The organism is Sphingobium sp. (assembly GCF_032153725.1).
GTDB lineage: Bacteria > Pseudomonadota > Alphaproteobacteria > Sphingomonadales > Sphingomonadaceae > Sphingobium.
In genome coordinates this window covers 42,506-67,462 of record NZ_JALDYQ010000012.1, presented here as the reverse complement: position 1 = coordinate 67,462, position 24,957 = coordinate 42,506, and the positions used below count along the sequence as shown (strand labels likewise).

Genomic DNA, 24,957 nt, shown 5'->3' with positions numbered 1-24,957 from the left:
CACAATATGACGCTGGCCTTCGAAATTCCCCATCCCAAACCGACTGAACCGCAGGAACGGGTTCTGACTGATCCGGGCTTTGGCAAGCATTTCACCGACCATATGATCACCATCCGCTGGTCGGTCGATGCCGGGTGGCATGATGCGCAACTGGGCCGCGGCGCCCATTCCAGATCGATCCGGCCGCCTCGGTGCTGCATTATGCCCAGGAAATCTTCGAAGGCATGAAGGCATATCGCGGGGCTGATGGACGCATTTTTTCTGTTTCGTCCGAGGGAAAATGCCCGCCGCTTCAACGAATCGGCGGCGCGCATGGCCATGCCCTCGCTGCCGGAGGAAATTTTCCTCTACGCCGTCCGGCGGCTTGCCCACGCCGATCAGCATTGGGTCGCGGAGGGCGCGGGAAGCCTCTATTTGCGCCCCTTCATGTTTGCGGACGATGCCTTTCTGGGAGTGCGGCCCGCATCCAGCTATATTTTCTGCATCATCGCCTGCCCAGCGGGCGCCTATTTCAAGGGTGGTGATCAGGCGATCCGCCTGTGGGTCACGCCCGACCATATCCGCGCCGCACCCGGCGGAACGGGCGCCGCCAAATGCGGCGGCAATTATGCCGGTAGCCTTGTCGCCCAACGACAGGCCATCGATCACGACTGCCATCAGGTCATCTTCCTCGATGCGGTTGGAGGACGCTGGGTGGAAGAATTGGGCGGCATGAACATCTTCTTCCTGTTCGACGATCGCACGATCATCACGCCGCCTCTGCGCGGTACCATCCTGCCTGGCATCACACGGGCCAGCCTGCTGACCATCGCCGCCGATATGGGCATGACGGTCAGCGAGCAGCCCTATTCCTTCCAGCAATGGCAGGCTGACGCGGCGAGCGGACACCTGCGCGAGGCATTTGCCTGCGGGACTGCGGCTGTCGTGGCCGGCATCGGCACCGTGGTTTCTCCATCCGGCCGGTTCCGGATCGGCGATGGCGGCACCGGTCCCGTCACCACGCTGCTGCGCGACACGCTGATCAATATGCAGCGCGGGAGAGCGCCAGATCCGCATCGCTGGCTGCACCCCCTGACCTGATCTTTCCTGCGAGGTTCCTCATGCCATCCGCCATTCCCCATCTGCCTGAAAACGCCATGGAGACAGGGCGCGGCGTCATATTCCCCTGGCTGTGCGACTCCATGGGACATCTGGCCATCCAACATTTATGGGCTTTTACGACAGCGCCTTCTTCCATCTGCTCGCAGCTCTGGGCCGATCCATAGCGATGACTGCACCTGGAAGATCGGCTGGGCCGATGTGCGGTATGAAGTCGATTATCGGGCCGAGCTATGCGCGGGCGATCGATCGTGCTCCATTCGATCGTTATCGCGCTGGGCAATAGCTCCGTCACGCACGAGACCTATATGACCCGGCTGTCGGATCAGGCGCTGTGCAGCACGGTGGTCTCGAAGACCGTGCGCTTCGACCTGACCGCGCGATCGTCAACGCTTATTGAGCAAGGCATCCGCGCGAAGGCCAAAACGCTGTTCCCGCTTGATTAGAGCGATTTCCAAGCGGTCGGAATCGATCGCTGGTTGAGAAATCGCGGTAAAACAAAGGAATTAGAGCGGTGATCTGATGCAATCAGATCCGAAACCGCTCTAGCAGGCCGCTGAAAGAGCCGGACTTATGAGATTTTTCGGGGCATTTCAGCGGTGCTGCAATAGCGGTGGAGTTTCAAACTGGCGTTTTGCCAGCGTCGTTGATCGACAAGCGGGGTGTTGGATGGCTATCATGTGGGCTTGGCGATGAGTTTGGGAAGTCGTACCAAGTTTTAGGCGATCATGCGGAAGGTGAAGGCGGCCTCTGCCCTGGCGAGGCCCCTGACTTTGAGCCTGGCGATGCCGCCGACGGTCATGACCCAGCCAAAGGCCTCCTCGATCCGTTTGCGGATGCGCAGGCTGGCGACATAGCCAGGCGGGTCGTGCGGCGGTCGATCAGCGTCTTGCGCACCTTGCCCAGTTTGCTGACGGTACCATTGATGGCGATGTGCGGCGTGATTTCGCGCTCGCGCAGGGCGGTGACGAAGCTGGCGGAATCGAACAACCTGTCACCGGCCAGGGTGACGCGCCTCCCCGGCTTGCGGGTTCGCTCGATCATGACGAGGGCGGCCTCGCGCCCGGCCGTGCCGGTGGCGTGGGTCACGCTCATTTCGACGATCGGGCATGACGGTTCTCCATCAGCGCATGGCCCAGATAGATCCTCAAGCCGGATGTACACCCGCTTCGCGGCCAGGCTTGGGCAGGACCGCGCTGCGGTGAAGCAGTGCTTGCGGACCAGATGTTCGAGGGCATCACGGGAGAGTGGATCGCCACGGATGGAAGGGAACAACGGAAGCGCATCTTCACCGCGCCGCTCCTTCAGCCAGATTTGCAAAGCCTTGGCGGTATCGCTGCGAAGCGGCGTGCAGCGTTCCTTCCGGCCTTTGCCCAGGCAGCGGATGTGTGCGCCGGTTCCAAGGACGACATCCCTGCAACGCAGACCGGTCAGCTCCGATACCCGCAGGCCCGTCTGCAGGGCGACCAGCAACAGGATGTGATCACGCCGATCGGTCCAGGTCGATTGATCCGGCGCCGCGAGCAATGCTGCAATCTCGGAGCCATCGAGGAACGTCACGCTTCGTTTCACATAGCGCTTGTCCGGCAGGGCAAGGATTCTCTGGCAGTGCAACAGCCACTCCGGTTCGCTCATGGCGACGTAGCGGAAGAAGGATCGGATATCCGGCTAGAAGCGACCGACCCGATCGCCGACAAGCAATCCACGGCATGAATGGATGGCATCGACAGCCGTGCCCTCCACGGATAGCATATGGGCAGCCATAATGTCGGCATTCCATTCGAAAGGATTGTCCGATGAAGTATGCATTCTTGAGCCATGTCGCAGCCACCATGCTGGTTGCCACAGCTTCGCTTACGAGCATGCCCTCGCCGGCCCAAATCCCCGGCCCGCAGCACATCGCTTTACAACAGTCTGGCGGCTACAGCATTCGTGTCGGTGACGTCCGGGTTACGTCGCTGACCGACGGCAGCGTTCCGCAGAACCTCTACACACTCCTGCGCCACACGACGCGGCAGAACATCGACAAGCTCCTCGCGCGCAACTTCCAGGCCAATCCCGTCGAGGCATCGATCAACGCGTTCCTGATGGAAATGCCAGGGCATCTCATCCTCGTCGACACCGGTTCGGGCGAACTGTTCGGCCCGGGCAAGGGCGGCAAGCTGATCGACAGCATGGCGGCCCTGGGCTTTCGGCCCGAGCAGATCACCGACATCCTTATTACCCATGCCCATTCGGACCACTCGGGCGGGCTGGTGAAGGGCGGACAGCGCGTGTTCGTGAACGCCACCGTGTACGTCGGCAAGCCTGACGTCGATTTCTTCTTTGATCGCGCGAACCAGGCGCGCACCGGTTATGACAAGAGTTATTTCGACATCGCGCAGAACACGCTGAAACCCTATCTGGATGCGGGCAAGCTCAAGACTTTCTCCGGCACGGAGCAAATTCTGCCGGGCATCAGCGCCACCGTCCATCCGGGGCATACCCCGGGAGCGGCTTTCTACACGCTGATCAGCAAGGGTGAACACGTCGTATTCATCGGCGATACCATCCACGTCGCGGCAGTGCAGTTTCCTGATCCGGATGTGACCATCGCCTATGACCAGGACGAGAAGCGCGCAGCGGCAGTGCGCAAGCATGCATTCGCCGAGTTTGCCGCACATGGCGATCTCATCGCTGTCCCACACCTGCCATTTCCCGGCATCGGTCATGTCCGCGCTGACGGCAAAGGGGGCTACGATTGGGTGCCGGTGACGTACACCAATCGCGATGGCAACTAAGAATATCCGTTCCAATCTTCGGACAAGATCACCGGCGGACGCCCCGGTGATTTTGTTCATGCATGTGTCGCCCTGCGCAACGCCTATGTAGTATCCCGTGGATCATCAGCCGGATCACGAGCGAGGCGGGCATGAATTCAATAGCGGGCATGGACATCGATTTGCTGGTGGCGCTCGACGCACTGCTACAGGACCGCAACGTCACGCACGCGGCGGTGCGATTGGGGATCAGCCAACCGGCGCTCTCGGCCCGATTGACCCGGCTGCGCGGCTTGCTCGGCGATCGTCTGTTCGTTCCGGCTCCCAATGGACGCGGCGTGGTTCCAACGCTTCGGGCAGAAGCGTTGATCCCGTTGGTTGCAGATGTGCTGCGGCAGATCGCCGCGATCATGGAGCCCGCGACCTTCGATCCGACGAGCAGCAGCCGCGTGTTCACGCTGGCGTTACAGGAAAATCCGGCGATCATGCTAGGTCCGGGCCTCGTGCAGCGCGTGCGCGCTGCCGCGCCCGGTCTGCGCCTGCGATTGGCAGTACCTGACCGCAAGCAGATCCCGACCCTGCTCGAAAGTGGTGACGTCGACATCTTCGTGGGTGGCGCGACTGAAGCGGACGATGCCTGGATTGGGCGGTCGCTGTTCGATGATGACTTTGCCACGGCCCAGCGCAAGGGCCATCCCCGCGGAACAGCGCCGATGGACCTGGAGGAATTTTGTAGTCACGCGCACCTCCTCGTCTCATCTGCAGGCGATCCGTTCGCCGGCGTCATCGACAGAGCCTTGGACGCGATCGGCCGCACCCGCCTCGTCGCGATGTCGGTTCAGAGCTACGCGGTGGCGCCCACGATTATCGCGGGAAGCGATCTGCTGTGCACGCTGCCCACACGCATGCTTCACCGTTTCGACACATCACTCGATCTCTTCGCGCCGCCAGTTTCGTTGAAGCCTGTCGCGATCAGCGCATATTGGCATCCCCGCCATCAGGAGGACCCAGGGCATCGCTGGCTGCGCGAGCAGCTTTTTGCCGCGGCCGGCACCGTTGAGCGGAGCTGAGTTCAGGATCGTTCAGGCCCTATGCCATCCATTGTACCGATGGCACCGATCAATGCTGGTCGGCTTCATTGATACCATTCCCGTATCCTAATGTGTTCAATCCTGGAAGGAGAATGGCATGCACAGGCAACGCTCGCTCCTGCTGGCAATTTCGATGCTGACAGCCGTCCCTACGGCTGCTTTTGGACAGGAAGTCGAAACCTCGTCTTCCCCGGCCATTCGGTCAGATAGCTTGGCATACGACTTGGTGCGCGATCTCACCACTAAGTTCGGCCCTCGTCCTGCCGGGTCGGCTGCGGAGGCAGCGGCGGCGAAGTGGGGAAGCGACAAGATGAGGGAATTCGGATTCCAGGCTGTCGCGATCGAACGCTTTCCCTTGCTGCGCTGGAGTCCGGGTGACACGCGGGTCGAACTGCTTGGCGACGTTGCCCAGCGACTTGTCGCGACCCCTCTGGGGGGACTGGAGGCAGGACCACCCGTCGAGGCCCCGGTGTCGCTGTTCACGAGCTACGACGCCTTCCTGAAAAGCGATCCGGCGGAAGTTCGCGGGCGCATTGTCGCCATTCTTGAACCAGTGCGCCGTGCGATCGACGGCGATGGTTACATTACCGTGGCTCCGGCGCGGGCTCGCGGCCCCGGCGAAGCACTGGCAAGAGGCGCGGTTGGCTTCGTCATCCGGTCGTTGGGAACCCATTACGATAACGTGGCGAACAGTGGGTCCAGCACGGTCCTGCCGCGCCCATTCCCCGCCTTTGCGCTTTCCCCGGCCGCGGCGGATCAAATTGAGCGCGCAGCCGCACTGGGTCCGGTCCGCATGCGCCTCGAATCCACGGCAGCGTGGGCGGGTGCTGGCACTTCGCAGAACGTCGTGGGTACGATCCCCGGGAGCGACCCCAACGCCGCGCCCATCATCATCGGCGCCCATATCGATAGCTGGGAACAGGGGACCGGCGCTATCGATGATGGTTTCGGGATTGCTACCGTCACGGCGGCGGCCACTCGCATCCTGCGATCGCGCAAGGCCCCGCGCCACACGATCCGGCTTGTCTGGTTCGGTGCCGAAGAGGTGAGCCAACCCGGTGCCATGCGTGACTTTGTCGGTGCCCGCGCTTTTACCGAGCGCCACACAGCCGACGTAAAGCGCGCCTTGGTCGTGGCGGAGAGCGACTGGGGCGGCGGCCGGGTGATGAGAGTTACGCTGCCGCCGACAACATCGCCTGAAGCAGTCGATAGGGTACGCCATAACTTGCGTTCGCTCGGCATTCCGGTTGACGTCGGGAGTCCAGGCTCAGGTGTCGCCGAGATCGGCGTGTTGGCTGCGGCCGGAGCGCCGCTCCTGAGGCTTCATCAGGACGCGACACAGCTCTTTGACGTGCATCATACACCCAATGACGTGCTGTCACGCGTCGATCCCGCGTCGCTGGAACAGAATGTGACCGCATGGGAACGGGTGATCTCGGCGGTGGCCGACGTCCGCTGATCGCGCGCTATCAATCCTTCTGCGAGTTTCCGGAGGCCTCATGTTTCGATACGTCCTGTTGGGCGGCTTGGCCGTCGCGCTCACCATGTCATTTGCTTTGATGGCGGAGGCCCGCAATGTGCTCCGCCATGATGGGATTGTCGATCCCGGCGAAGCCCGCATTCATCGACCGCTTGATGACGAAGACCGACTTGGCCCGGTCCGCCTCGATGATCGGCAGGCCGGCAATCGCGCTTTGCGGATCGTCGCGCGCCGACGAGTTCACCGTGTCGTTGGCGCCGATGATGACGGCGACGTCGGCCTGCGGCAGTTCGGGGTTGATGTCGTCCAGGTCGACCAGCTGCTCATAGGGCACATTGGCTTCGGCCAGCAACACATTCATATGACCCGGCATCCGGCCCGCGACGGGATGGATGGCGAAGCGCACATCGACGCCCCTCTTGGTCAGCGCCTAATAGAGTTCGCTCACCTTGTGCTGCGCCTGCGCCACGGCCATGCCATAGCCCGGAATGATCACGACATTGCTGGCATTTTCCAGCTGCATCGCGGCTTCCTCGGCGGAGGCGGAGCGGACCACGCGGTCGTGCTTGCCGCCCGCCGCACCCGCGACCACCGTTCCGAAACCGCCGAACATGACGTCGGCGAAGCTGCGGTTCATCGCCTTGCACATGATGACCGCCAGGATGAAGCCCGACGCCCCGTCCAGCGCGCCCGCCACGATCAGCAGCTTGTTGCCCAGCGCAAAGCCCATCGCAGACGCCGCCAGACCCGCATAGCTGTTGAGCAGCGCTCCCTTGAGCCGAGTTCCAATGCCGTCCGATCAAGCCGATCAAGAACTATTATGTGATTGATCTGCGACCAAATGAATGCGCCGCCCACATACAGGCAACCACGCACAATCGGATCGCGGCGATAGCGGCATCCGTCAATAATCCGATGAACAGCACCGGGCGGATAATCCATAAGATTGACCCGTTCGAGACAGGGACACCGTAAGTCGTCGTGTTGGATCAATGCTCAAAAGCGGAACCCATTTCTTGGGTAATTGCGTCGATGAGCTGCGAAAGTTCTGCGTCGCTGCTGACCTGCCTCAATGCTGGTAGCAGATCGGCAGAACACGCAATGTCGAGCAATACCGTCGGGCTATCACGGACGAAAGAGCACGGCACGCTAAATAACCATGCTAGCCGAACAACGACACTGGCATTTCGAGCCTGTGCTTCAGAGCCTGCATAAAGCTGGCGGCGTCCCATCCATCAACGACGCGATGATCGCAGCTGATCGAGATGTTCATGAGCTTGCGCTTCTCGATGCGCTCGCCGCCCATGCCGTCGGGCATGAACATCGGCCGCTCGACGATCTTGTTCGGGCCAATGATTGCAACGTCCGGTCGGTTGATGACCGGCGTCGTTGATATGCCGCCCAGAGCACCCAATGAAGTGATCGTCAGTGTTGAACCAGAAAGTTCGTCCGATTTGGCTTTGCCGGTGCGTGCGGCTTCAGCCAGTCGCACGACCTCGTTGGCCAGTTGCCACAGATTCTGGTCTTGCGCGTTGCGAATGACCGGAACCATCAAGCCGGCATTGGTCTGGGTCGCTATACCCATCTGCACACTGCCATATCGGGTCACGACGCCGGCCTCATCGTCAAAACGCGCATTGAGCATAGGGAAAACGGGCAACACATCACAAACAGCGGTGATGAGGAAGGGAAGGATCGTCAGCTTGGGGCGATCTCCCCTATTGACATTGAGCTGCCCGCGCATGACTTCCAACGCCGTGACATCAACCTCTTCAACATAAGTGAAATGCGGGATGTTCCGCTTGGAGGCCACCATATTGTCTGCAATGCGACGACGCAGTCCGATGACCTTGATCTGCTCGTCCTCCCGCCGCGCGCTGCTGCCAGCGGGGCGATAGCCCTGAGCGCTGTTATGGAGCAGGAAGGCATCGAGATCGCCATGGCGGATTCGTCCCTCTGCCGTTTTGACACGGGAGAGGTCAATTCCCAAACCCTTGGCGCGCGCACGAACAGCGGGAGATGCGAGCACCTGATCTCGTATAGTGACTGGAGTTTCTGCAACAGGTTCGGACTCCGGGTTATCGGCATCTGGTGCAGGCGCAGGCTCCGCCTCCGCTGGCACGCTCTCCGCAATCTCGGAAACAGGCTCAATGTTCGCCGCGACACTCCGGGTTTCAGTGGCAATGCTAGCGCTTCCCCCGTCTATCTCGATCACCACCAGTTCCGCACCGATAGCGATCTGATCGCCCGGATCGCCCGCCAGACGCGCTATCTTTCCCGACACTGGGCTTTCTATCTCGACAGTCGCCTTGTCGGTCATCATATCGACCAGCGGTTCATCTTCGGTCACAACATCGCCCACCGCGACATGCCAGGACACGATTTCCGCCTCAGCAATGCCCTCGCCAATATCGGGCAGTTTGAAGATATAATCGGCCATCAGATATTCACCACACGCTTAAGAGCTTCGCCAACGCGCTTTGGCCCCGGAAAATATTCCCATTCAAAGGCATGCGGATAGGGCGTATCCCACCCCGTCACCCGCTCGACCGGCGCTTCAAGCGCAAAGAAGCAATGCTCCTGCACCTGCGCCACCAGTTCGGCGCCAAAACCGCTGGTGCGTGTCGCTTCATGTACGATGACACACCGTCCGGTCTTCGCCACTGACGCCGTGATCGTCTCAAGATCGAGCGGAACCAGCGTGCGCAGGTCAATGATTTCGGCATCGATACCGGCTTCGGCAGCGGCGGCGAGCGCAACATGCACCATAGTGCCATAAGCAAGGACGGTCACTTCCTGCCCGTCGCGCACGATACGCGCCTTGCCGAGCGGAACCGTATAATGACCGGCTTGCACTTCGGCATCCGCATGCCCCGCCCAGCTCTTCACCGGCCGGTCATGATGCCCATCGAACGGGCCGTTATAAAGGCGCTTAGGTTCGAAGAAGAGGACCGGGTCATCATCTTCGATCGCCGCAATCAATAGCCCCTTGGCGTCATAAGGGTTGGACGGAATGACGGTCTTCAGGCCTGCAACATGGGTAAAGATGCCTTCGGGCGATTGGCTGTGCGTCTGGCCTCCAAAAATGCCGCCGCCATAGGGTGAACGTATGGTGATGGGCGACCACCATTCGCCACCCGTGCGATAGCGCATTCGTGCGGCCTCTGATATGATCTGATCCGTCGCCGGATAGATATAATCAGCGAACTGGATCTCGACGACCGGACGCTTGCCATAGGCACCCATGCCGACGGCCGCCGCGACAATTCCACCCTCGGAGATCGGCGCGTCGAACACGCGCTGCCGACCATAGCGCTGCTGCAGCCTGTCGGTGGCGCGGAATACACCCCCGAAAAATCCGACATCCTGCCCAAAGATCATGACATCAGGGTCATGGGCCAGAGCAACATCCATTGCGCTGTTGATCGCGTCGATCATGCTCATCGACGGCATCTTCACACTCCTGCCTGCTCACGCTGGGCAGCGAGATGTGGAGGCATGTCACGATAGACATCGTCAAACATGGTGGAGGCAGGCGGGCGGTCGCCGCTATGCAAGGTGCCATAGCTTTCTGACTCCTTGCCCACGGCGCGAACCTCGTCCTCCAGCGCCTTTTGTAGCGCCGCGTGCCGCTCGTCCGACCAATGGCCCGCAGCCACCAGATGCTGCTTCAGGCGCTCGATCGGATCGCCAAGCGGCCATATGCTTGCTTCGGTGGACGGACGATAGCGGGTCGGGTCGTCGGAGGTCGAATGCCCCTCGGCGCGATAGGTGAACAGCTCGATGAGGGTCGGCCCATTGCCGGAGCGGGCACGTTCGGCCGCCCAAGCCGTTACCGCATGGACAGCGAGGAAATCATTGCCGTCTACACGCAGCGAGGGGATACCGAACCCTAGGCCCCTCGCGGCAAAGGTCGCCGCATCGCCGCCAGCGATGCCCGAGAAAGAAGAGATCGCCCACTGGTTGTTGACGATGTTGAGAATGCAGGGCGCCTGATAGACACTGGCGAAGGTGAGCGCATAATGGAAATCGCCTTCGGCCGTGGCGCCTTCACCGATCCATGCCGCGGAGATACGTTCGTCGCCATCGGCAGCCGCAGCCATGGCCCAGCCGACGGCCTGACTATATTGCGTACCCAGATTGCCGGAGATCGAGAAAAATCCTGCCTCACGGCTCGAGTAGAAGACCGGCATCTGTCTGCCTTTCAGGCGGTCATGGCTATTGGAATAGACCTGGTTCATCATGTCGATCATCGGCCAGTCGCGCGCGATCAATATCCCCTGCTGGCGATAAGTCGGAAAACACATGTCATCGCGCTCCAGCGCCATGGTGGCTGCGACGGCCACGGCTTCCTCACCGGTTGACTTCATATAGAAGCTCGTCTTGCCCTGTCGCTGGACGCGAACCATGCGCGCGTCGTAGGCGCGGGTCAGCATCATTGCCCGCAGACCTTTGAGCAGCAGCTCAGGCGAGAGGTCCAGATTCCACTCGCCGCGTGGTATTCCGTCATCATCCAGCACGCGGATCAACCGAAAAGCAAAATCCCTGATCTCCGATGCATCGACCGTCACCGAGGGACGGCCAACGCTTCCCGCAGGCGGTACGCTGATATGGGCAAAATCAGGCTGCTCCCCGGGCCGGTGCGCAGGTTCGGGCACATAGAGCCCCTTGTAGTTCCTGATCATAATGTAACACCATCTATGGAATGGGTGGACAGGTGAGACAGGACCGCTTCCTCGACCAGAACTGAGCTGCGCATCTTTTCTACGATCAATTGCGCCATCGCGGGGTCGAGTTCGGGCACTTCCAGCACAATATCAATCCACCCGCCAAACAACTCGGCGATGATCCGGCTGAGCAGCAACGCCCGCAGCACGAGATGCTCCAACACTCGGGGCAGCACCTGCTCGTCAGCCACCGCCCTGATGTCGAAGCGCATGGCGCTCAAACCACCTCTGCCCTGGCGCTTGTGATGATTTGCTCCGCCATGGCGTCTGCCACAAGATGAGGGGGCTGGCCAGTTTGCGAGGAAAGAAGCAGCACTTCGCGTAGGCGATCGGGAATACGCGCTACACGCTCGCGAACTTCATCAGTAGTTTCGCGCAAGTATTCGGCGGCCACGTTTATGATACCGCCGGCGTTGACCAGATAATCCGGCGCGTAAGCAATACCCCGGCGCTGGAGTTCGAAGCCGTCCTCGAGGGTCGCGAGCTGGTTATTCGCGCCGCCGCAGATGAGCCGCGCCTTGATCTGCGGGATCGATCGTTCATTGATGACCGCACCCAGCGCGCAGGGGGCAAAAATATCGGCCTCCGCACCAACGATTTCGTCGGTATCCATGGCGACGGCACCCAACTCCTGTACCAGGTCATTGACGCGATCGCGGCTCACATCGGCGATGATAAGCTTCGCGCCTGCTTCGGCAAGCAGACGGCACATGCCCGTGCCGACATTGCCAACCCCCTGAACAGCAACCGTCAAACCCGCCACGTCAGATCCAAGCGACATGCGCGCGGCCTCACGCATCGAGAGGAACACACCCAGGGCGGTCCAAGGAGAAGGGTCGCCTCCCGCCATGCCCCGCGCGGTTACGAGACCCGCAACATAGGAAGTATGTTCGCGAACGGCCTTCATATCCCCAACGCTCGTGCCGACATCTTCTGCCGTAATATATTGGCCTCCCAGCGCTTCAACGGCTTCGCCAAGCACCCTGAAAAAGGCTTTCCGGTCAAAAGCACCCGACGGACGCCGCAAGACGGCTTTGCCACCGCCGAAAGGCAGGCCGGCCAGCGCATTTTTGTAGCTCATGCCACGCGCGAGGCGGATAGCATCGGCCGACATGTCTTGATCGCTGTCATAATGCCACAACCGGCAGCCCCCGGCAGCCGGCCCAAGCGCCGTTGAATGAATCGCGATGACACCGCGAACGCCGGACGCTTCGTCATCAATATAATGCAGCTGCTCCTGGAAATTGGCAGCTACGGCCGTGCCTGTCACCATATGCAATTCTCCTCTGCGATCACAAATATCATGATGAATGCCGAAAAAAATTGCCAATCGTGCGCTATTCTACGATTATGCAGAGATAATCATTCCATATCTGCGATCTTATGGAGAGAAAGATGCCAGATGATCTGGACGTACATGAACGGCGTATTCTCGCCATCCTGCAGAGCGATTCGTCGCGGTCAAATGCCGATATCGCCAACGAGATCGGGCTGTCTGAAGCCCCATGTTGGAGACGGATCCAAAGGCTGAAAAAAGAGGGCTTCATCAAGTCCCAAGTCAGCCTGCTCGACCGGGCCAAGCTTGGCTTCAACACGGAGATATTCGCCCTTGTCAAACTGACTGCAGTAGGCAGGTCCAATGTCGCCGAATTCGCCAAGGCAATAGGCGAATTCCCCGAAGTGCTAGAATGTTTCGTGATGATGGGCAGTTCGGATTTCATGCTGCGTATCGTCACGCGGGACATCAAAGCCTATGAGCGCTTCTTCTTCGACAAGCTCTCGCAGGTTTCTGGCGTTCAGGACATCAATTCACTTGTCACGCTTTCCGAAATCAAATCGACGACCCAACTCCCACTCGACACCTGAGAGCCATTCATTCCTCCCATGCACCCAGCAGGCGGGCAGCATTAGCTTTCACATCGTCCTCAAGCGCGACCGAGCGGCGCGCATTGAGGTCAAATCGCACTGTCGTGGCCTCAAGCGTACTGCAAAGAACATTATCGGAAACACGGTTCATATATGTTCGGTGCACGACGGAGCTGCGTCCAATTTTCACGACAGCGGATCGCAGGACAACGAGATCGCCGGGGCGCAATTCGTCAAGGTAGGCAACATCGTGACGGACATCGGCCCAGCCAATGCGCTGCCCGCCTTCTTCGCGCACAACCGGGCCGAGCATCGACAGTATATGGAACAGCGCATCGTCATAGAAGCGCATATAATTTTGCGTGGCGAGATGCCCCATGGCATCGCAAAGCCATGGATAGACAACCGCCCTGCCCGTTTCGCGTGCTATCGCGGGAGCTTCGTTCGCACTCATGGTAAGTTACTCAGTCCAGCCCGCCGGGGAAAGTCCGCAGCTCAGGGTCGATCTTGTCCCATGCGCGCGCTTCTCCGGTAAAAAGCGCCACGGAAGGACGGAATTGCGAGCGATCATCCAGACTGGATGCCGTTACCACGATCCCGTCGGGATGCAGGCTAAGTTTGGCGAACACCGCCGTACCGCATTCGGGGCAGAAATAGCGGGTCGAAGTACCCCCGCTATCCGCAATGTACGTCCAGTCGGATGCCTTGCCCTCAATGGTTGCGGCGACGCGCGGCAAAATCATGAAAGAACCATGACCAGTGCCTGAGAGCTTCTGGCAATTGTTGCAATGGCAGTGCAGGGCGATCACCGGCTGCGCGCCGATTGAATATCGCAACTGCCCACAGGTGCAGCCACCCGTTACGGGCAACGCCACGGGATCGTCGGCATATCTGCTCAGTGCCGATACATCCGTCACTGCCGCCCCCTCAGGCCGCGCGCCGTTCACGCAAGGCAGCCGTCGCTGCTTCATCGGCATTACCATCGCTGCCAATGGCCACGCGATAGACCTCCCCCGCGCGCGCAATGGAAACCAGCCCCTCACGGACGTCTTTGGCCACGGCTGCCGGATCGCGCTCAACCGGATTGCCATAGCCGCCACCGGCCGTCGAAATGGAGACCAGCTTCTCACCATCCTTCAGCGTGACCTGAGCGCAGGGATCAAGTTGCTCACGCGCCCCATCGGTGCGGATACGGTACTGGTCGCCCCGACCGCCAGCCATGCCGCCGCGCACGCCTTGTGCCGGATTAACCGAACCGTCGCTCACATAGCCAATATCCCATTGGCAATCGCGCGGGCCAAAGACCACCTCGATGGAAGACGCGCCTTTGTGACGGCCTGCGCCTTCGCTGTCGGTCTTGAGCATGCGGCTATAGACATAAAGCGGCTGGCGCAGCTCATCGATTTCGACGGAGTCGACATAGCAAAGCCCCGCATTGCCGACATGACCGATGGTTATCCATGCATCCGCTTTGGGCGCACCAGCGCCGCCGGACATGCCGAGGAACAGCTGATTGACGAAGGCTTGGCCCGTATCTGGATGTCTGCCCGAAATCACGCCGACGGCAGGCGGAATGACCGCACCGCATTCCGCAAGCCCGTGACCATCGCTGATCTCTGCAATGGCGGCCTGCGTCGCATTCGCCACGCGGTCCGCGACATTGGTTGTCGAAACGGACGTGCTGGTCGGATGGCGCGGAATGCCTACCACGCAATTTTCCCGCAGCTTCACCTCGATCCGCCGGAAGCTACCGGCGTTCTTGGGAACCGTATGATCTATTGCATTGAAGATCCCGACCATCGCGGCCGTGCGTGAGCAGGCTTCGGACAGGTTAAGGCCGCAGGGCAGGCAATCGGGATTGTCCGTCAGGTCAACCTCAACCTTCGCCTGATCCGGCATGACGCTGACCTTCGATTTCACTTCGATGCCCGTTTCAGGCGTGCCAGGGAAGGGGTCATGACAGCTCTTCCGTATGGCGCTGCCCGAAGGGAGAGACCGGATCGCGTCGATCATGCGGCGTTCGGAATAGTCGAACCAGTCGCTCTTGAAACGTTCCAGTAAGTCCCAGCCCTCCTCACCGGCAATGGCCCGAATTTCGCGCTCCCCGATCCGCGCGGCACCCGCCATCGCCAGAAAATCGCCCCACCACTGTTCCGGCACACGGATACGCATTTCGCACATGCGGCGGAAGTCGGCATTGGTTTCGTAATTGCTCTGCACCTTGACGGACGGGAAGATAAGCGCGCCTTCCTCATACACATCCTTGGCCGAACCATGATAGGTGGTCGGGATCGAATTGCCGATGTCCGCCTGATGCGCCTTCACGACGACGGTGAAGCGGTGCCCGCCCCGATCGTCCATCACCGGCACAAGCAGCGTCCAGTCGGCGGCGTGGCTGCACCCGTGATAGGGCGAGTTGTTGAGGAAAGCGTCCCCCGCCTTCAGATCGGGGTGAAATTCCTTCATGGTGCGCGCCATGATGTCGGGGCCGGAGAGTACATGGATTGGCAGGCCTTCGTTCGTGGCCAGCAACTCGCAATCCGCGGTGACGACGCAACAGGAAAAATCGCGCGCCACATTCAGAACGCCCGAACGCCCGGTACGCAGCAGTGTGTTCGCCATCTTGCGTGTCACGCCCTCGAAGCGATTGTTCAGAATGGCGAGTTTGACACCATCAAGGCTACTGCTGTCTTTTCCGGTCATCATTTGCCTCCAATTGCTATGGACAACCCGCCGCTGGCCCTGCGGGTTGCTACCGCGCCGGGGTCGATCACAACGGTTGTCAGTGCATTTTCGAGCAGCGCGGGTCCAGTAACGCCTTCGCCCGGTTCCATCGCGTCGAAACGGCAAACCGGTACATCGGTCCAGCCAGTGGCACTGAAATAGGCCTTGCGTGTGCGGTCATGCTTCTGGGCGCCAACCTCGCTCAGCTTGAGACCATCGGCGTCGCGCAGGGCGCAGGTGACGGTCGCGGTCCATCCGACAACTTCAATCGCCGAAGCCGGATCATCAAAGCCGAAAAGATCCTTATGCGCCGCGTGGAAGTCCGCGACGAAAGCGTCCACATCAGCGTCGCTTTCAAAAGACTCGCCGCGCACGGGCGCCTCAATCTCCCATACCTGGGTGTCGTAACGCGCCTCGGCTTTGTATCGGATTGCGGGCGGGCTGATGGCGCGGGACGAAGCCGCGAATTCTTCACAACGGCCACGCAGAGAAGCCAGGGTTTCATTGACCTTGTCACGATCGAAACGCGCCGTGCTGGCAAAGCAGGCCGCGTGATATTCCGCTTTCAGATCGGACATCAGGGCACCTGCGGCCGAAAGCGTTGCCCCCACGCTGGGGATAACAAGCGTCGAACAGCCCAATCTTTGAGCGATCCGTACGGAGTTAAGCCCGGCAGCGCCGCCGCCGCCGATCAATACCGCCTCGCGCGGGTCGATCCCCTGATTGACCGTGATGTCGACGATGGCCTGCACCATATTCTCGGTCGCAACGGCGAGAATGGCGTCGGCGGCCGCCGCAACGTCCATGCCCAAGGGTTCGGCCACATATTCCCTGATCGCAGCCTCCGCGCCTTCGCGGTCCAGACTCATGGTGCCGCCCAGAAAGAACTCCGGGTCCAGATGACCGAGGACCACGGACGCATCCGTCACGGTCGGCAGGGTTCCGCCCCGCCCATAGGCCACCGGCCCCGGCACCGCCCCGGCGCTTTGCGGGCCGACATGCAGCAAGCCGCCATTGTCCACCCATGCTATAGAGCCGCCACCAGCGCCCACACTCTTCACATCGACCCAGGGGAAGCCCAGCATCACGCCGCGATGCGGCTCACCGATCCATGTCTCGCGCGTCATCGGGATGAGGCCGCGGCGAATCAGGCTGACGTCGTAAGTCGTTCCGCCCGTATCAGCGACAATCGCGTTGTCATTGCCTTCGTCGGCCTGCGCGAACCAGCGGCCGGCAACCGGCGCCATCGACGGGCCTGAATTGACGATGTGGATTGGCGCACTGGCCGCGTCCCGCGCGTCGATCACGCCGGCATTGGACGTGATGACAAGCACGCGCCCCGCAAAACCGGCATCCGTCAGGCGCTCCTGAAGGCTGCTCATATAATGGCCCATGAGCGGTTTCAGCGACGCATCGACGGCTGCCGACGAAGCCCGGCGAAATTCGCGCAGAGATGGATTGAGGCGATGCGATAAGGTGTAAGGCACGCCGGGAAGATGCTTCTCCAGCAACTCGCCCACGCGCTCCTCATGCGCCGGATTGACGACCGACCAGAGAAGGCAGACGGCGACGGCCTCCACATCCTCCGCCTTCAACCTGCCTATCTGCCTAATAATCTCAGCCTCATCGAAGGGCGCGATTTCCTTGCCATCAAAACGGATGCGGCCCGGCACTTCAAAGGTCAGGGCGCGCGGAATATAAGGGTCGGGAAAAGGAACGGCGAAATTGAATGCTTCCGCGCGCCCGCCTTCGCGCAGTATCAGAATGTCGCGGTGCCCCTGCGTCGTAAGCAACGCCGTTCTGGCGGTACGCCCGGTGATGATCGCGTTGATCGCATGGGTCGTGCCATGAATGAACAGCGAGCCTTTCTCCAGCATCGCCGTGCGGTCAACGCCCATGGCATCGGCCGCCACCTGCAAGGCATCGAGCACGCCCTTGACCGGATCGGAAGGTGTGGTCGATGCCTTGAACATGCGGCAGACACCATCGTCATCTTCGACGATCAGGTCCGTAAAAGTGCCTCCGGTGTCGCAAGCAAAACGCATTTCAAACCTTTCCGATTAAAATCCTACCCGGTCGCCGCCTTTGAGCGACAGGCGTTCGCGCGCCTCGTCCGGCGTCGCGATTTCCAGGCCCAGCTCTTCCACGATGTGCCGGATCTTGGCGACCTGCTGCGCGTTGGATGTCGCCAGCTCGCCCTTTCCGATATACACGCTGTCTTCCAGGCCGACGCGCACGGAGCCGCCCATGATTGCCCCGACGGTCAGGAAGTGCATCTGCTGGCGACCGACGCCGAAGCAGGAAAATTCATAATCGTCACCGAACAGACGATCGGCGGTGTTCTTGAAATGGACGAGATTTTCGATGGTCGCGCCCATGCCGCCCATCACCCCGAAAATCCCCTGGATCAGGAAAGGCGGCTTGATGAGGCCCTTGTTTGCGAAATATTTGATGGCTTCGAGATGACTCAGGTCGAAACATTCAAACTCGAAGCGCGTGCCATAAGCCTGACCGACTTCGACCATGATGGTTTCGAGCATCTGGTATGTGTTGGCGTAAATTAGGTCCTTGGTCCCTGCAAGGTAGTCTTTCTCCCAGTCGAAGCGCCATTCCTTATACTTTTCCGCCAGCTCAAAGGCACAAAAGTTCATCGTGCCCATATTGAGGCTGCACACTTCCGGCCGGGCGCGATGCGCAGGGCGCAGGCGCTCTTCCAGAGTCATGCCAAGTCCACCGCCCGTCGTCACATTCAGCACCGCATTAGTGGACTGCTTGATGCGCGGCATGAACTGCATGAACAGGTCGGGATCCTGGACAGGACGTCCATTTTCCGGATTGCGTGCGTGGAGGTGAATGATAGCGGCGCCAGCCTCCGCCGCACCAATTGACGCCTCGGCAATCTCATCAGGCGTGATCGGCAGATGAGGAGACATGGTGGGCGTGTGCAAACCACCGGTGACGGCGCATGTGATGATGACCTTTTTACTCATGATTATGCATCATTCCTCATATTCAATATTGCCATCGACACCGATCATCTGCCCGGTGATCCGGACGCCGGATTCGGAGGCGAGAAAGACCGCCATCGCGGCGAGGTCGTCCGGCTCCACCATGGTCCGCAGCGACACGTAACGAAGCAGACTCTTCTCATAGTCTTCATGGGAAACGCCCAGTGCCTCGGCCTTGGCGGTTATAACGCGCTGAATGCGCTCGCCGCGAATGGCGCCGGGTAGAATGGCATTGACGCGAATACCGAAGGGACCAAGCTCCCGCGCCAGATTCATCGTCATGCTGAGCACCGCACCCTTGCTGACAACATAGGGCAGCCGCAGCGGCAGTCCGGTTTTGGCGCTGCCTGATGAAATGTTGAGGATAAGGCCGCGCCGCAGATTCTTCATGCCCCGTACAGCCCGGCGGGCGAACAGGAAGTGGCTGGTGAGATTGACTCGAAGCGACTGCTCCCAATCCGAAAGCGTCACATCTTCGAGCGCAGCCGTCGGGCCGGCAATGCCGACATTGTTTATGACGACATCAACAGGGCCAAGCCTGTCTTCCGCCATGGCAAAAAGGGCATCGATTTCAGCCTCCACGCTGACATCCATAACGCGCCCCAATATGTCCGGGCGCTCGCTGGTCAGCCGGGCAACCGCGCCCTTGTCCACATCGGCCACCGCGACCCTCGCGCCTGCATCAGCGAACTTTTCGGCTATGACACGCCCAGCGCCGGCCGCACCGCCACTGATGATGACATTCCTGCCTTTTACGATTTCGGAAGAGCTAATCACTCCTCACCCCATATATTGTGGAACTCGCCAAGAGCGGTGCCGGGGGCTGCGGGGCACATAACCCGCAGCCGGCCAGGCCGCTCAGATGCCGGCCGAAAGCCCCTCGTCCATCAGGACAGTTGAACCATGCATCGCCCGAGCCTTGTCGGACGCAAGGAAAAGCACCAGCCCAGCAATATCTGCCGGATCCGAGAAGGTTACCCTGCTCGGGGTCTTCTTTTCCATTTCCGCCAGATAGGATGCATATTCGGGATCCTGACGGATAGACGCGTTGATCGGCGTTGCCGTGTTGCCTGGCGCGACCGCATTGATGTTGATGCCCTTCGGCGCAAGCTCAAGCGCCAGCGAGCGCACCAACATCATCACACCTGCCTTGGTCGCACAATAGGCCGAATAGCCGCTCACGCCGACAAAAGCGGCAACAGATGAAATGCAGACAATCTTGCCGCCGCCATTGGCCGCCATTCCCGGCGCGACAGCATTGATGCAGTAGAATGTGGACTTAAGATTGGTGTCGATCATCTGATCGAACACATCAACGTCCGCTTCGCCAATTGCCGTGGGCAAAAAAATGCCCGCAGCAGTCACAAGAACGTCAATCTTCCCGCGCCGCCCTTCAATATTGCTTACAAGCTCGACGACTTGCGAAGGCTTGCGTACGTCAGCGACATGCGGGGTGCCCATTCCACCCTTTTCTACGATTTCGTCAATGACGGCCTGAGCTTTGGACATGTCGCTGCTGGCGACAACTTCGACATGAGCCCCTTCCGCCGCCAGCATGAGCGAGATCACCTTGCCGATCCCCGAACTGCCTCCGGTAACGAGCGCTGTTTTTCCCTGGAACATGATCTGTACCCTATTTTCCTTGAACGCCCATCTATCTCTGTGATCCCAGAAACGGATAATTGCAAGCTCAAAATGAACTGCCTGCTCAGATTTTCCAGACAGCCGCGTTTTCCTGCGCGAACTGGCGAAGGCTTTTGGGCATGCGCCCCGTGACCTTTTCAACGGCATCCGTGGTCCGGTCTTCGGCGCCATTGGCAATCGTTTGGTCCATCCCCGCCAATATCTGGGCATAGGCGGGCTCCAGGCCAAAGCCTTCCCACCTTTTGGCGAGCTGTTCGACGGTCAGTTTGATATGGTGAACGGCCTTGCCCCGCGCATCCCCGATGATGGCCCCAGCCTCACCATAGGTGAGCGCTTCAGGCCCGGTAAGAATATGATCCGTGTTATGTGCAGCCTCGTCAAGCAAGGCGCGGAGCCCCACTTCTGCAATATCATCTGCATCAATGAAGGGGATGCGCCCCTCGTCCGCAGCGGAATAGATGCCATCTTCCTCCCTGATGGTGGGAGCATGTTGGCCGACGGAGAAATTCTGCATGAACCAGGAGGGGCGAAGCACCGCCCATTCCGGCGCCTTCTGCTTCAGATAGGCATGCACGTTTCCCATGGCGGGACCGCCCTCTTCAATCGAGGAGGCACTCAATAGCACAAACCGTCGGACTCCCTGACCAAGCGCCTTGTCGATAAGGCGAACCATGGGCGTATGCACATCCGCTACGCCCACAGGCGCGACAAGATAGATCCTGTCCACCCCTTCAAGTACTTTTTCATCGGCCGAGCCGTCGCTCCAGTCGTAAGCGACGCCATCAGCCCCTTCTGGAGCGGCGCCCGACCGGGAAGCAACGCGAACACCCTTCCGTTCCTCGATGAGCCGCCTGACGAGACGGCCGCCGGTCTTGCCCGTGCCGCCCGTCACCAATATCGTGTTCCGAGCCATCGATCAGCCCTCCTTGCCAAATTCGAGAAGCTTTTCGACGCCACCCAGCGCCTCGATCGCGACCACCGGATTCCAATAGTCGCGATACATAGCAATGTTGTCGCCCTGGAATGTTATGACGCTGATATAGCGCTGGTTGTAGGGACGGCCCGTGGCGACCGCCGTCCCCTCCACTGAAAATTCCGCAATCATCACTTCGCCGCTGTGATGAAACTTTGGTCCATGTATCGCGGATAGGGAAAGATGGTCCGGATAATCCGCCAGATAATCGGCGATGGCCTGTTTGCCGTCAACCCGACCGGGATAGCCGGGCAGCGCGAATGGAAACTCCATCACCCCGTCCTCCGCAAACATGTCTATCCATGGTTGCACATCCTTCTGAGTCAGGGCGTGCAACGCACCTGACAAAAGCTCTTCGGCTTTCATATTATCCATGATTTAGTTCCCGATTATTTTGATGAGTCAGAAGCGATAGCTGACATAGGCTTGAACCTTACGCGGTTCGCCCGGCTGGCCCGCAGCGGAGAAAGCGTTGTACACCCCGAGGATGTATTTCTTCTTGGTGATATTGACCACGCGGATACCAGCCTCAAGCCCGGAGTCTTCATGCTCGATCGACAGGTTGGCGTTGAACAGCCAGCGCGCCTTTTGAGCCATGACATCATTGTTATCCGGCGAGTAGAACACCTTGGACTTGTAGGTCGCGTCGCCACGAAGATGCGCGTTGAGGCCGGAGCCAATTCCAATATTGAACTGGGCATAGGCGTTGCCCGCCCAACGCGGCGCATCGCTCAGCCGCAGGCCGTCCGGATCGGAACTGCCGCCAAAATTTCCAACGACCGCGAAACTTCCATCATAAGTGGCATCGAGGTAGGCAAGCGCGCCGCCCAGCTCAAGCCACGGCGACGGACGCAGATTCAGTTCCGCCTCAATACCTTTGATTTTTGCGCCGGGGGCGTTGTTGACGAGTTGCACGACATTGCCGTTACCCAGAAACACGAACTGGTTAACCTGCAGCCCCTTATAATCATAATAGAAGCCCGCCAGATTAAACGCTCCGCGAATGGACGGCAGGCGGAGTTTTAAGCCCGCCTCATAGGCCCACAGCTTTTCCGGACCATATTCGGCTGCGTCAGTCGAAGTCGGATCGATCAGCAGGTTGTAGCCGCCGCTCTTGAAACCGCGCGTAAGAGACGCGTAGATCAGCGTGTCGGGATTTGCCTGATATTCGATGCCGAATTTTGGCGTCCATGCCTGGCGGGTGTTCTTCCCGTTGAAAATATTGCCCGTGCCCACCGGCTGCTGGTCAAGATCGCCTGTCAGGCCGCCAGCCGCTCCCGGAGGATCGAAGAACTGGATACCATAGATGTTGGAAGCCGACTTTTTGTCGATAGTATATCGCAGACCGGCAGTCAGCTTGAACTGATCCGTCAGCGAATAGCTACCCTGGCCGAATGCGGCGAAGGATTTCGTAGTCGCATCAATCCCCTGCGTAAGCAACAGGCTTTCCGTCAGACTGGCATTGAAATAGCTGTTTGCACGTTCACGATATCCGAAAACGCCAAGGACATATTGCAGCCTCCCGGTACTCCCCGCGAGATTGAATTCCTGACTGACCTGATCCTGATCTTCAAAGAACTTGCGGGTATGAAAAATCGGAAAAATGGTGAAGTCGAGATCGGCCTCAAGGTTCATTTTCGATTTGCGGTAGGCCGTAATCGACGTGAGCGTCGTGTCGCCGCCCAGATCGACCGTCACCTTGGCGCTAGCTCCCCACTGCTCCAACAGGCTCCTGTCCGGCGAATCCTCCGCCGTTTCATAAAAGCCTGGCGTGAACCCGTCGGGAGCAACCACCGGCGACAAACGAACGGTGTAGCCGTTATAATATTCGTCGGCCTTGCTGTAGTCAGCACCCAGAACGATGGTCACTACGTCATTAGGCGTGAATTTCAACTTACCGCGCACACTGCCACGGTTCTCGTTCCAAAGATCATGGCTGCCAGGATTGAGATTTTTGATGTAGCCGTCGCGGGAGCTGTACCGACCCGAAATGCTGGCCGACAATTTATCTTCGATCAAGGCACCGGAAACGGTCGCCTCCGGACGAATGAGTGAATCCTCACCCAGGGTAAGCTTCACCTTGCCGGTCAACTCATTATCCGGATCGCGGGTGATGACGTTGATTGTGCCGCCAATGGCGTTGCGGCCATAGAGAGTCCCCTGCGGCCCGCGTAGCACTTCGACACGCTCGACATCGAGGAAGTCGACATTGGCGCCTGTCGTTCGGCCATAATAAACCCCATCGACCTGCAATGTCGTGCTGGGATCGCCGCCCGCAAATACATTGTTCGTACCAATGCCGCGAATGGAGGTGATCGACCACACGCCGTTGAACGTATAGGTGAATCCCGGTGTATAGGCCGCCAGATCGGCTAGAGCGGTCGCACCCCGCGCCTCGATCGCTTCTGCGGAAAATGCGGTCACCGCCAGCGGCACCTTCTGCAGGCTCTGCGCACCGGTCTTGGTCGCCGTGACGACGATATCCGTCACATCAGCAACATCCTCCGTCGCGTCCTGTGCCTGAACGTTTCCCGCGATCGCCAGCGCGGCCGATACGGCCAGAAGCGATACCATCCCCTTGTACGCCTTCATACTACCCTCCGATTCGTGACATATTTGGCCGCGATTCAACCTTATGGAACGACACCGTTCCGTCTCTTACAATATTTTCCAGTGGAACGCAACCGTATCGTCGTGTATTTACCGCGCCATGGGTGAGAGCGTCACATTAGAAAAGAAAGTCCGAGGCGCTGCCATGCTGCAGCCCGAAACGACAAAGGCCATTTGGCGATCTGCGATCATTGAACTGGCGCGAGTAGGCTATGCCCGCCTCTCAATGGAGATGATCGCAAAACGCGCCGGGGTCGGCAAGGCGGCGCTCTATCGCAGATGGTCCGGCAAGGAGGACATGATCATTGCCATGATACAGGAGATCGGGCTAGAGATCGTATCTGTCGATGATCAGGGCTCGCTGGAGAAGGACATACGACGGTATCTCAGTGATGCCGCACAGCTTCTCAGCCGCCCCCTCTCAACCCGCATTCTTCCGGATCTCTATGCCGAAATGAGCCGCGACACGCTGCTGTCAGCGGCCATCCGTTCCACCGTGCAACAGCGCAAGCGTGAAAGCGTGGCCCAGATCGTCGATAGGGCCGTCGAACGTGGCGAACTGCAACCAAAGATCAATCGTGAAACAGTGTTCGATTTACTGGCTGGCCCGATGTACTGGCGCATACTCGTGACCCGCCAACCGACCGGCGATGATTTCGTTGATGAACTGACCGTAGGGACAATGAATGCCTTAAAGGCCCTGTCACAACAAACACATCGGGCCATCGAGCCTTATGCCAAGCGGTCGCGCACAACCAGATAGGGCGCGGAACGGGCAACAATGCCATCGCCCGCCTCGAAGAACCGTATGCCCCCCTAAACGCCCTCTTATGTCGCGCCAAGCGCGAACGGATGTGCGCGACCATCCGTCCGCGTGCATATATATATGAGATCCCAGAATTCCATTGACAGAAGCAATCGCCATATATTACCATTTCTCAATTCAAACCTTTGGCAGAATATCTCTCTGACTTTTT

At 59.6% G+C, this 24,957-nt stretch carries 22 protein-coding genes and 2 pseudogenes; 7 read left to right on the top strand and 17 right to left on the bottom strand.

Translation table 11 applies throughout. From position 1 onward, the window contains the following. Positions 1–6: 6 nt before the first annotated feature. Together RUH75_RS06285 and RUH75_RS06280 are read left to right on the top strand one after the other, a co-directional pair. Positions 7–1,080 (top strand): annotated as a pseudogene (locus RUH75_RS06285) (branched-chain amino acid aminotransferase). Between the two features lie 269 nt (positions 1,081–1,349). Then, on the top strand, positions 1,350–1,544 hold the full coding sequence (locus RUH75_RS06280) for a hypothetical protein (RefSeq protein ID WP_313803264.1): 195 nt from the start codon (positions 1,350–1,352) through the stop codon (positions 1,542–1,544). Between the two features lie 352 nt (positions 1,545–1,896). On the opposite strand, the gene RUH75_RS23650 is transcribed toward RUH75_RS06280, so the two are convergent. Next, positions 1,897–2,733, bottom strand: coding sequence for a tyrosine-type recombinase/integrase (locus RUH75_RS23650; protein ID WP_409592328.1), 837 nt, complete (start codon positions 2,731–2,733; stop codon positions 1,897–1,899). Positions 2,734–2,894: 161 nt separating this feature from the next. Between RUH75_RS23650 and RUH75_RS06265 the strand changes: the two genes are divergently transcribed. The 3 genes from RUH75_RS06265 (at position 2,895) to RUH75_RS06255 (ending at position 6,407) form a co-directional block, all read left to right on the top strand. Further along, positions 2,895–3,878 carry an MBL fold metallo-hydrolase gene (locus tag RUH75_RS06265; protein WP_313803262.1) on the top strand — a complete coding sequence of 328 codons (984 nt, stop codon included), beginning with the start codon at positions 2,895–2,897 and terminating at the stop codon, positions 3,876–3,878. A gap of 149 nt (positions 3,879–4,027) precedes the next feature. Then, the gene (locus tag RUH75_RS06260) at positions 4,028–4,927 is read left to right on the top strand and encodes a LysR family transcriptional regulator (RefSeq protein WP_313803260.1); all 900 of its coding nucleotides are present in this window, start codon (positions 4,028–4,030) and stop codon (positions 4,925–4,927) included. Positions 4,928–5,045: 118 nt separating this feature from the next. Continuing rightward, complete coding sequence (locus tag RUH75_RS06255; protein ID WP_313803258.1) at positions 5,046–6,407, top strand: M20/M25/M40 family metallo-hydrolase; 1,362 nt, start codon at positions 5,046–5,048, stop codon at positions 6,405–6,407. A gap of 88 nt (positions 6,408–6,495) precedes the next feature. Here RUH75_RS06255 and RUH75_RS06250 read toward each other — a convergent pair. From RUH75_RS06250 to RUH75_RS06225, 6 genes and pseudogenes are all read right to left on the bottom strand, one after another. Further along, positions 6,496–7,194, bottom strand: a pseudogene (locus RUH75_RS06250) (NAD(P)(+) transhydrogenase (Re/Si-specific) subunit beta). 396 nt (positions 7,195–7,590) lie between these two features. Next, on the bottom strand, positions 7,591–8,868 hold the full coding sequence (locus RUH75_RS06245) for a dihydrolipoamide acetyltransferase family protein (protein WP_313803256.1): 1,278 nt from the start codon (positions 8,866–8,868) through the stop codon (positions 7,591–7,593). Then, positions 8,868–9,872, bottom strand: a complete 1,005-nt coding sequence (locus RUH75_RS06240) for an alpha-ketoacid dehydrogenase subunit beta (RefSeq protein WP_313803282.1) — start codon at positions 9,870–9,872, stop codon at positions 8,868–8,870. The genes RUH75_RS06245 and RUH75_RS06240 overlap by 1 nt, the downstream gene beginning before the upstream one ends. A gap of 11 nt (positions 9,873–9,883) precedes the next feature. Then, positions 9,884–11,113 carry a thiamine pyrophosphate-dependent enzyme gene (locus RUH75_RS06235; RefSeq protein WP_313803254.1) on the bottom strand — a complete coding sequence of 410 codons (1,230 nt, stop codon included), beginning with the start codon at positions 11,111–11,113 and terminating at the stop codon, positions 9,884–9,886. Then, positions 11,110–11,367 carry a hypothetical protein gene (locus RUH75_RS06230; protein ID WP_313803252.1) on the bottom strand — a complete coding sequence of 86 codons (258 nt, stop codon included), beginning with the start codon at positions 11,365–11,367 and terminating at the stop codon, positions 11,110–11,112. The genes RUH75_RS06235 and RUH75_RS06230 overlap by 4 nt, the downstream gene beginning before the upstream one ends. Positions 11,368–11,372: 5 nt before the next feature. Next, positions 11,373–12,428: a Leu/Phe/Val dehydrogenase gene (locus tag RUH75_RS06225; protein ID WP_409592329.1), complete on the bottom strand. Its 1,056-nt coding sequence runs from the start codon at positions 12,426–12,428 to the stop codon at positions 11,373–11,375. Between the two features lie 122 nt (positions 12,429–12,550). Here RUH75_RS06225 and RUH75_RS06220 point away from each other — a divergent pair, with 122 nt between their 5' ends. Next, positions 12,551–13,021 (top strand): Lrp/AsnC family transcriptional regulator, encoded by a 471-nt coding sequence (locus RUH75_RS06220; RefSeq protein WP_313803248.1) that lies wholly within the window; start codon positions 12,551–12,553, stop codon positions 13,019–13,021. Positions 13,022–13,028: 7 nt separating this feature from the next. On the opposite strand, the gene RUH75_RS06215 is transcribed toward RUH75_RS06220, so the two are convergent. From RUH75_RS06215 to RUH75_RS06170, 10 genes are all read right to left on the bottom strand, one after another. Further along, positions 13,029–13,475 (bottom strand): acyl-CoA thioesterase, encoded by a 447-nt coding sequence (locus RUH75_RS06215; RefSeq protein ID WP_409592327.1) that lies wholly within the window; start codon positions 13,473–13,475, stop codon positions 13,029–13,031. A gap of 10 nt (positions 13,476–13,485) precedes the next feature. Continuing rightward, positions 13,486–13,938, bottom strand: a complete 453-nt coding sequence (locus RUH75_RS06210) for a GFA family protein (protein WP_313803244.1) — start codon at positions 13,936–13,938, stop codon at positions 13,486–13,488. A 10-nt stretch (positions 13,939–13,948) separates the two neighbouring features. After that, positions 13,949–15,724: a hydantoinase B/oxoprolinase family protein gene (locus RUH75_RS06205; RefSeq protein ID WP_313803242.1), complete on the bottom strand. Its 1,776-nt coding sequence runs from the start codon at positions 15,722–15,724 to the stop codon at positions 13,949–13,951. After that, positions 15,724–17,790: a hydantoinase/oxoprolinase family protein gene (locus RUH75_RS06200; protein ID WP_313803240.1), complete on the bottom strand. Its 2,067-nt coding sequence runs from the start codon at positions 17,788–17,790 to the stop codon at positions 15,724–15,726. Before RUH75_RS06200 ends, RUH75_RS06205 begins: the two co-directional genes overlap by 1 nt. Before the next feature lie 15 nt (positions 17,791–17,805). Next, complete coding sequence (locus RUH75_RS06195; RefSeq protein ID WP_313803238.1) at positions 17,806–18,735, bottom strand: 3-keto-5-aminohexanoate cleavage protein; 930 nt, start codon at positions 18,733–18,735, stop codon at positions 17,806–17,808. 9 nt (positions 18,736–18,744) lie between these two features. Continuing rightward, the gene (locus RUH75_RS06190) at positions 18,745–19,530 is read right to left on the bottom strand and encodes an SDR family oxidoreductase (RefSeq protein WP_313803236.1); all 786 of its coding nucleotides are present in this window, start codon (positions 19,528–19,530) and stop codon (positions 18,745–18,747) included. 81 nt (positions 19,531–19,611) lie between these two features. Beyond that, on the bottom strand, positions 19,612–20,568 hold the full coding sequence (locus RUH75_RS06185; protein ID WP_313803234.1) for an SDR family NAD(P)-dependent oxidoreductase: 957 nt from the start codon (positions 20,566–20,568) through the stop codon (positions 19,612–19,614). Further along, on the bottom strand, positions 20,462–21,310 hold the full coding sequence (locus tag RUH75_RS06180; protein WP_313803232.1) for an ergot alkaloid biosynthesis protein: 849 nt from the start codon (positions 21,308–21,310) through the stop codon (positions 20,462–20,464). Before RUH75_RS06180 ends, RUH75_RS06185 begins: the two co-directional genes overlap by 107 nt. 3 nt (positions 21,311–21,313) lie before the next feature. Next, the gene (locus RUH75_RS06175) at positions 21,314–21,745 is read right to left on the bottom strand and encodes a nuclear transport factor 2 family protein (protein WP_313803230.1); all 432 of its coding nucleotides are present in this window, start codon (positions 21,743–21,745) and stop codon (positions 21,314–21,316) included. Between the two features lie 27 nt (positions 21,746–21,772). After that, a complete protein-coding gene (locus RUH75_RS06170; protein WP_313803228.1) occupies positions 21,773–23,962 on the bottom strand; it encodes a TonB-dependent receptor in 2,190 nt (729 codons plus the stop codon). Positions 23,963–24,080: 118 nt separating this feature from the next. On the opposite strand from RUH75_RS06170, the gene RUH75_RS06165 reads away from it, so the two are divergent. Then, positions 24,081–24,743: a TetR/AcrR family transcriptional regulator gene (locus tag RUH75_RS06165; protein WP_313803226.1), complete on the top strand. Its 663-nt coding sequence runs from the start codon at positions 24,081–24,083 to the stop codon at positions 24,741–24,743. Positions 24,744–24,957 lie beyond the last annotated feature (214 nt).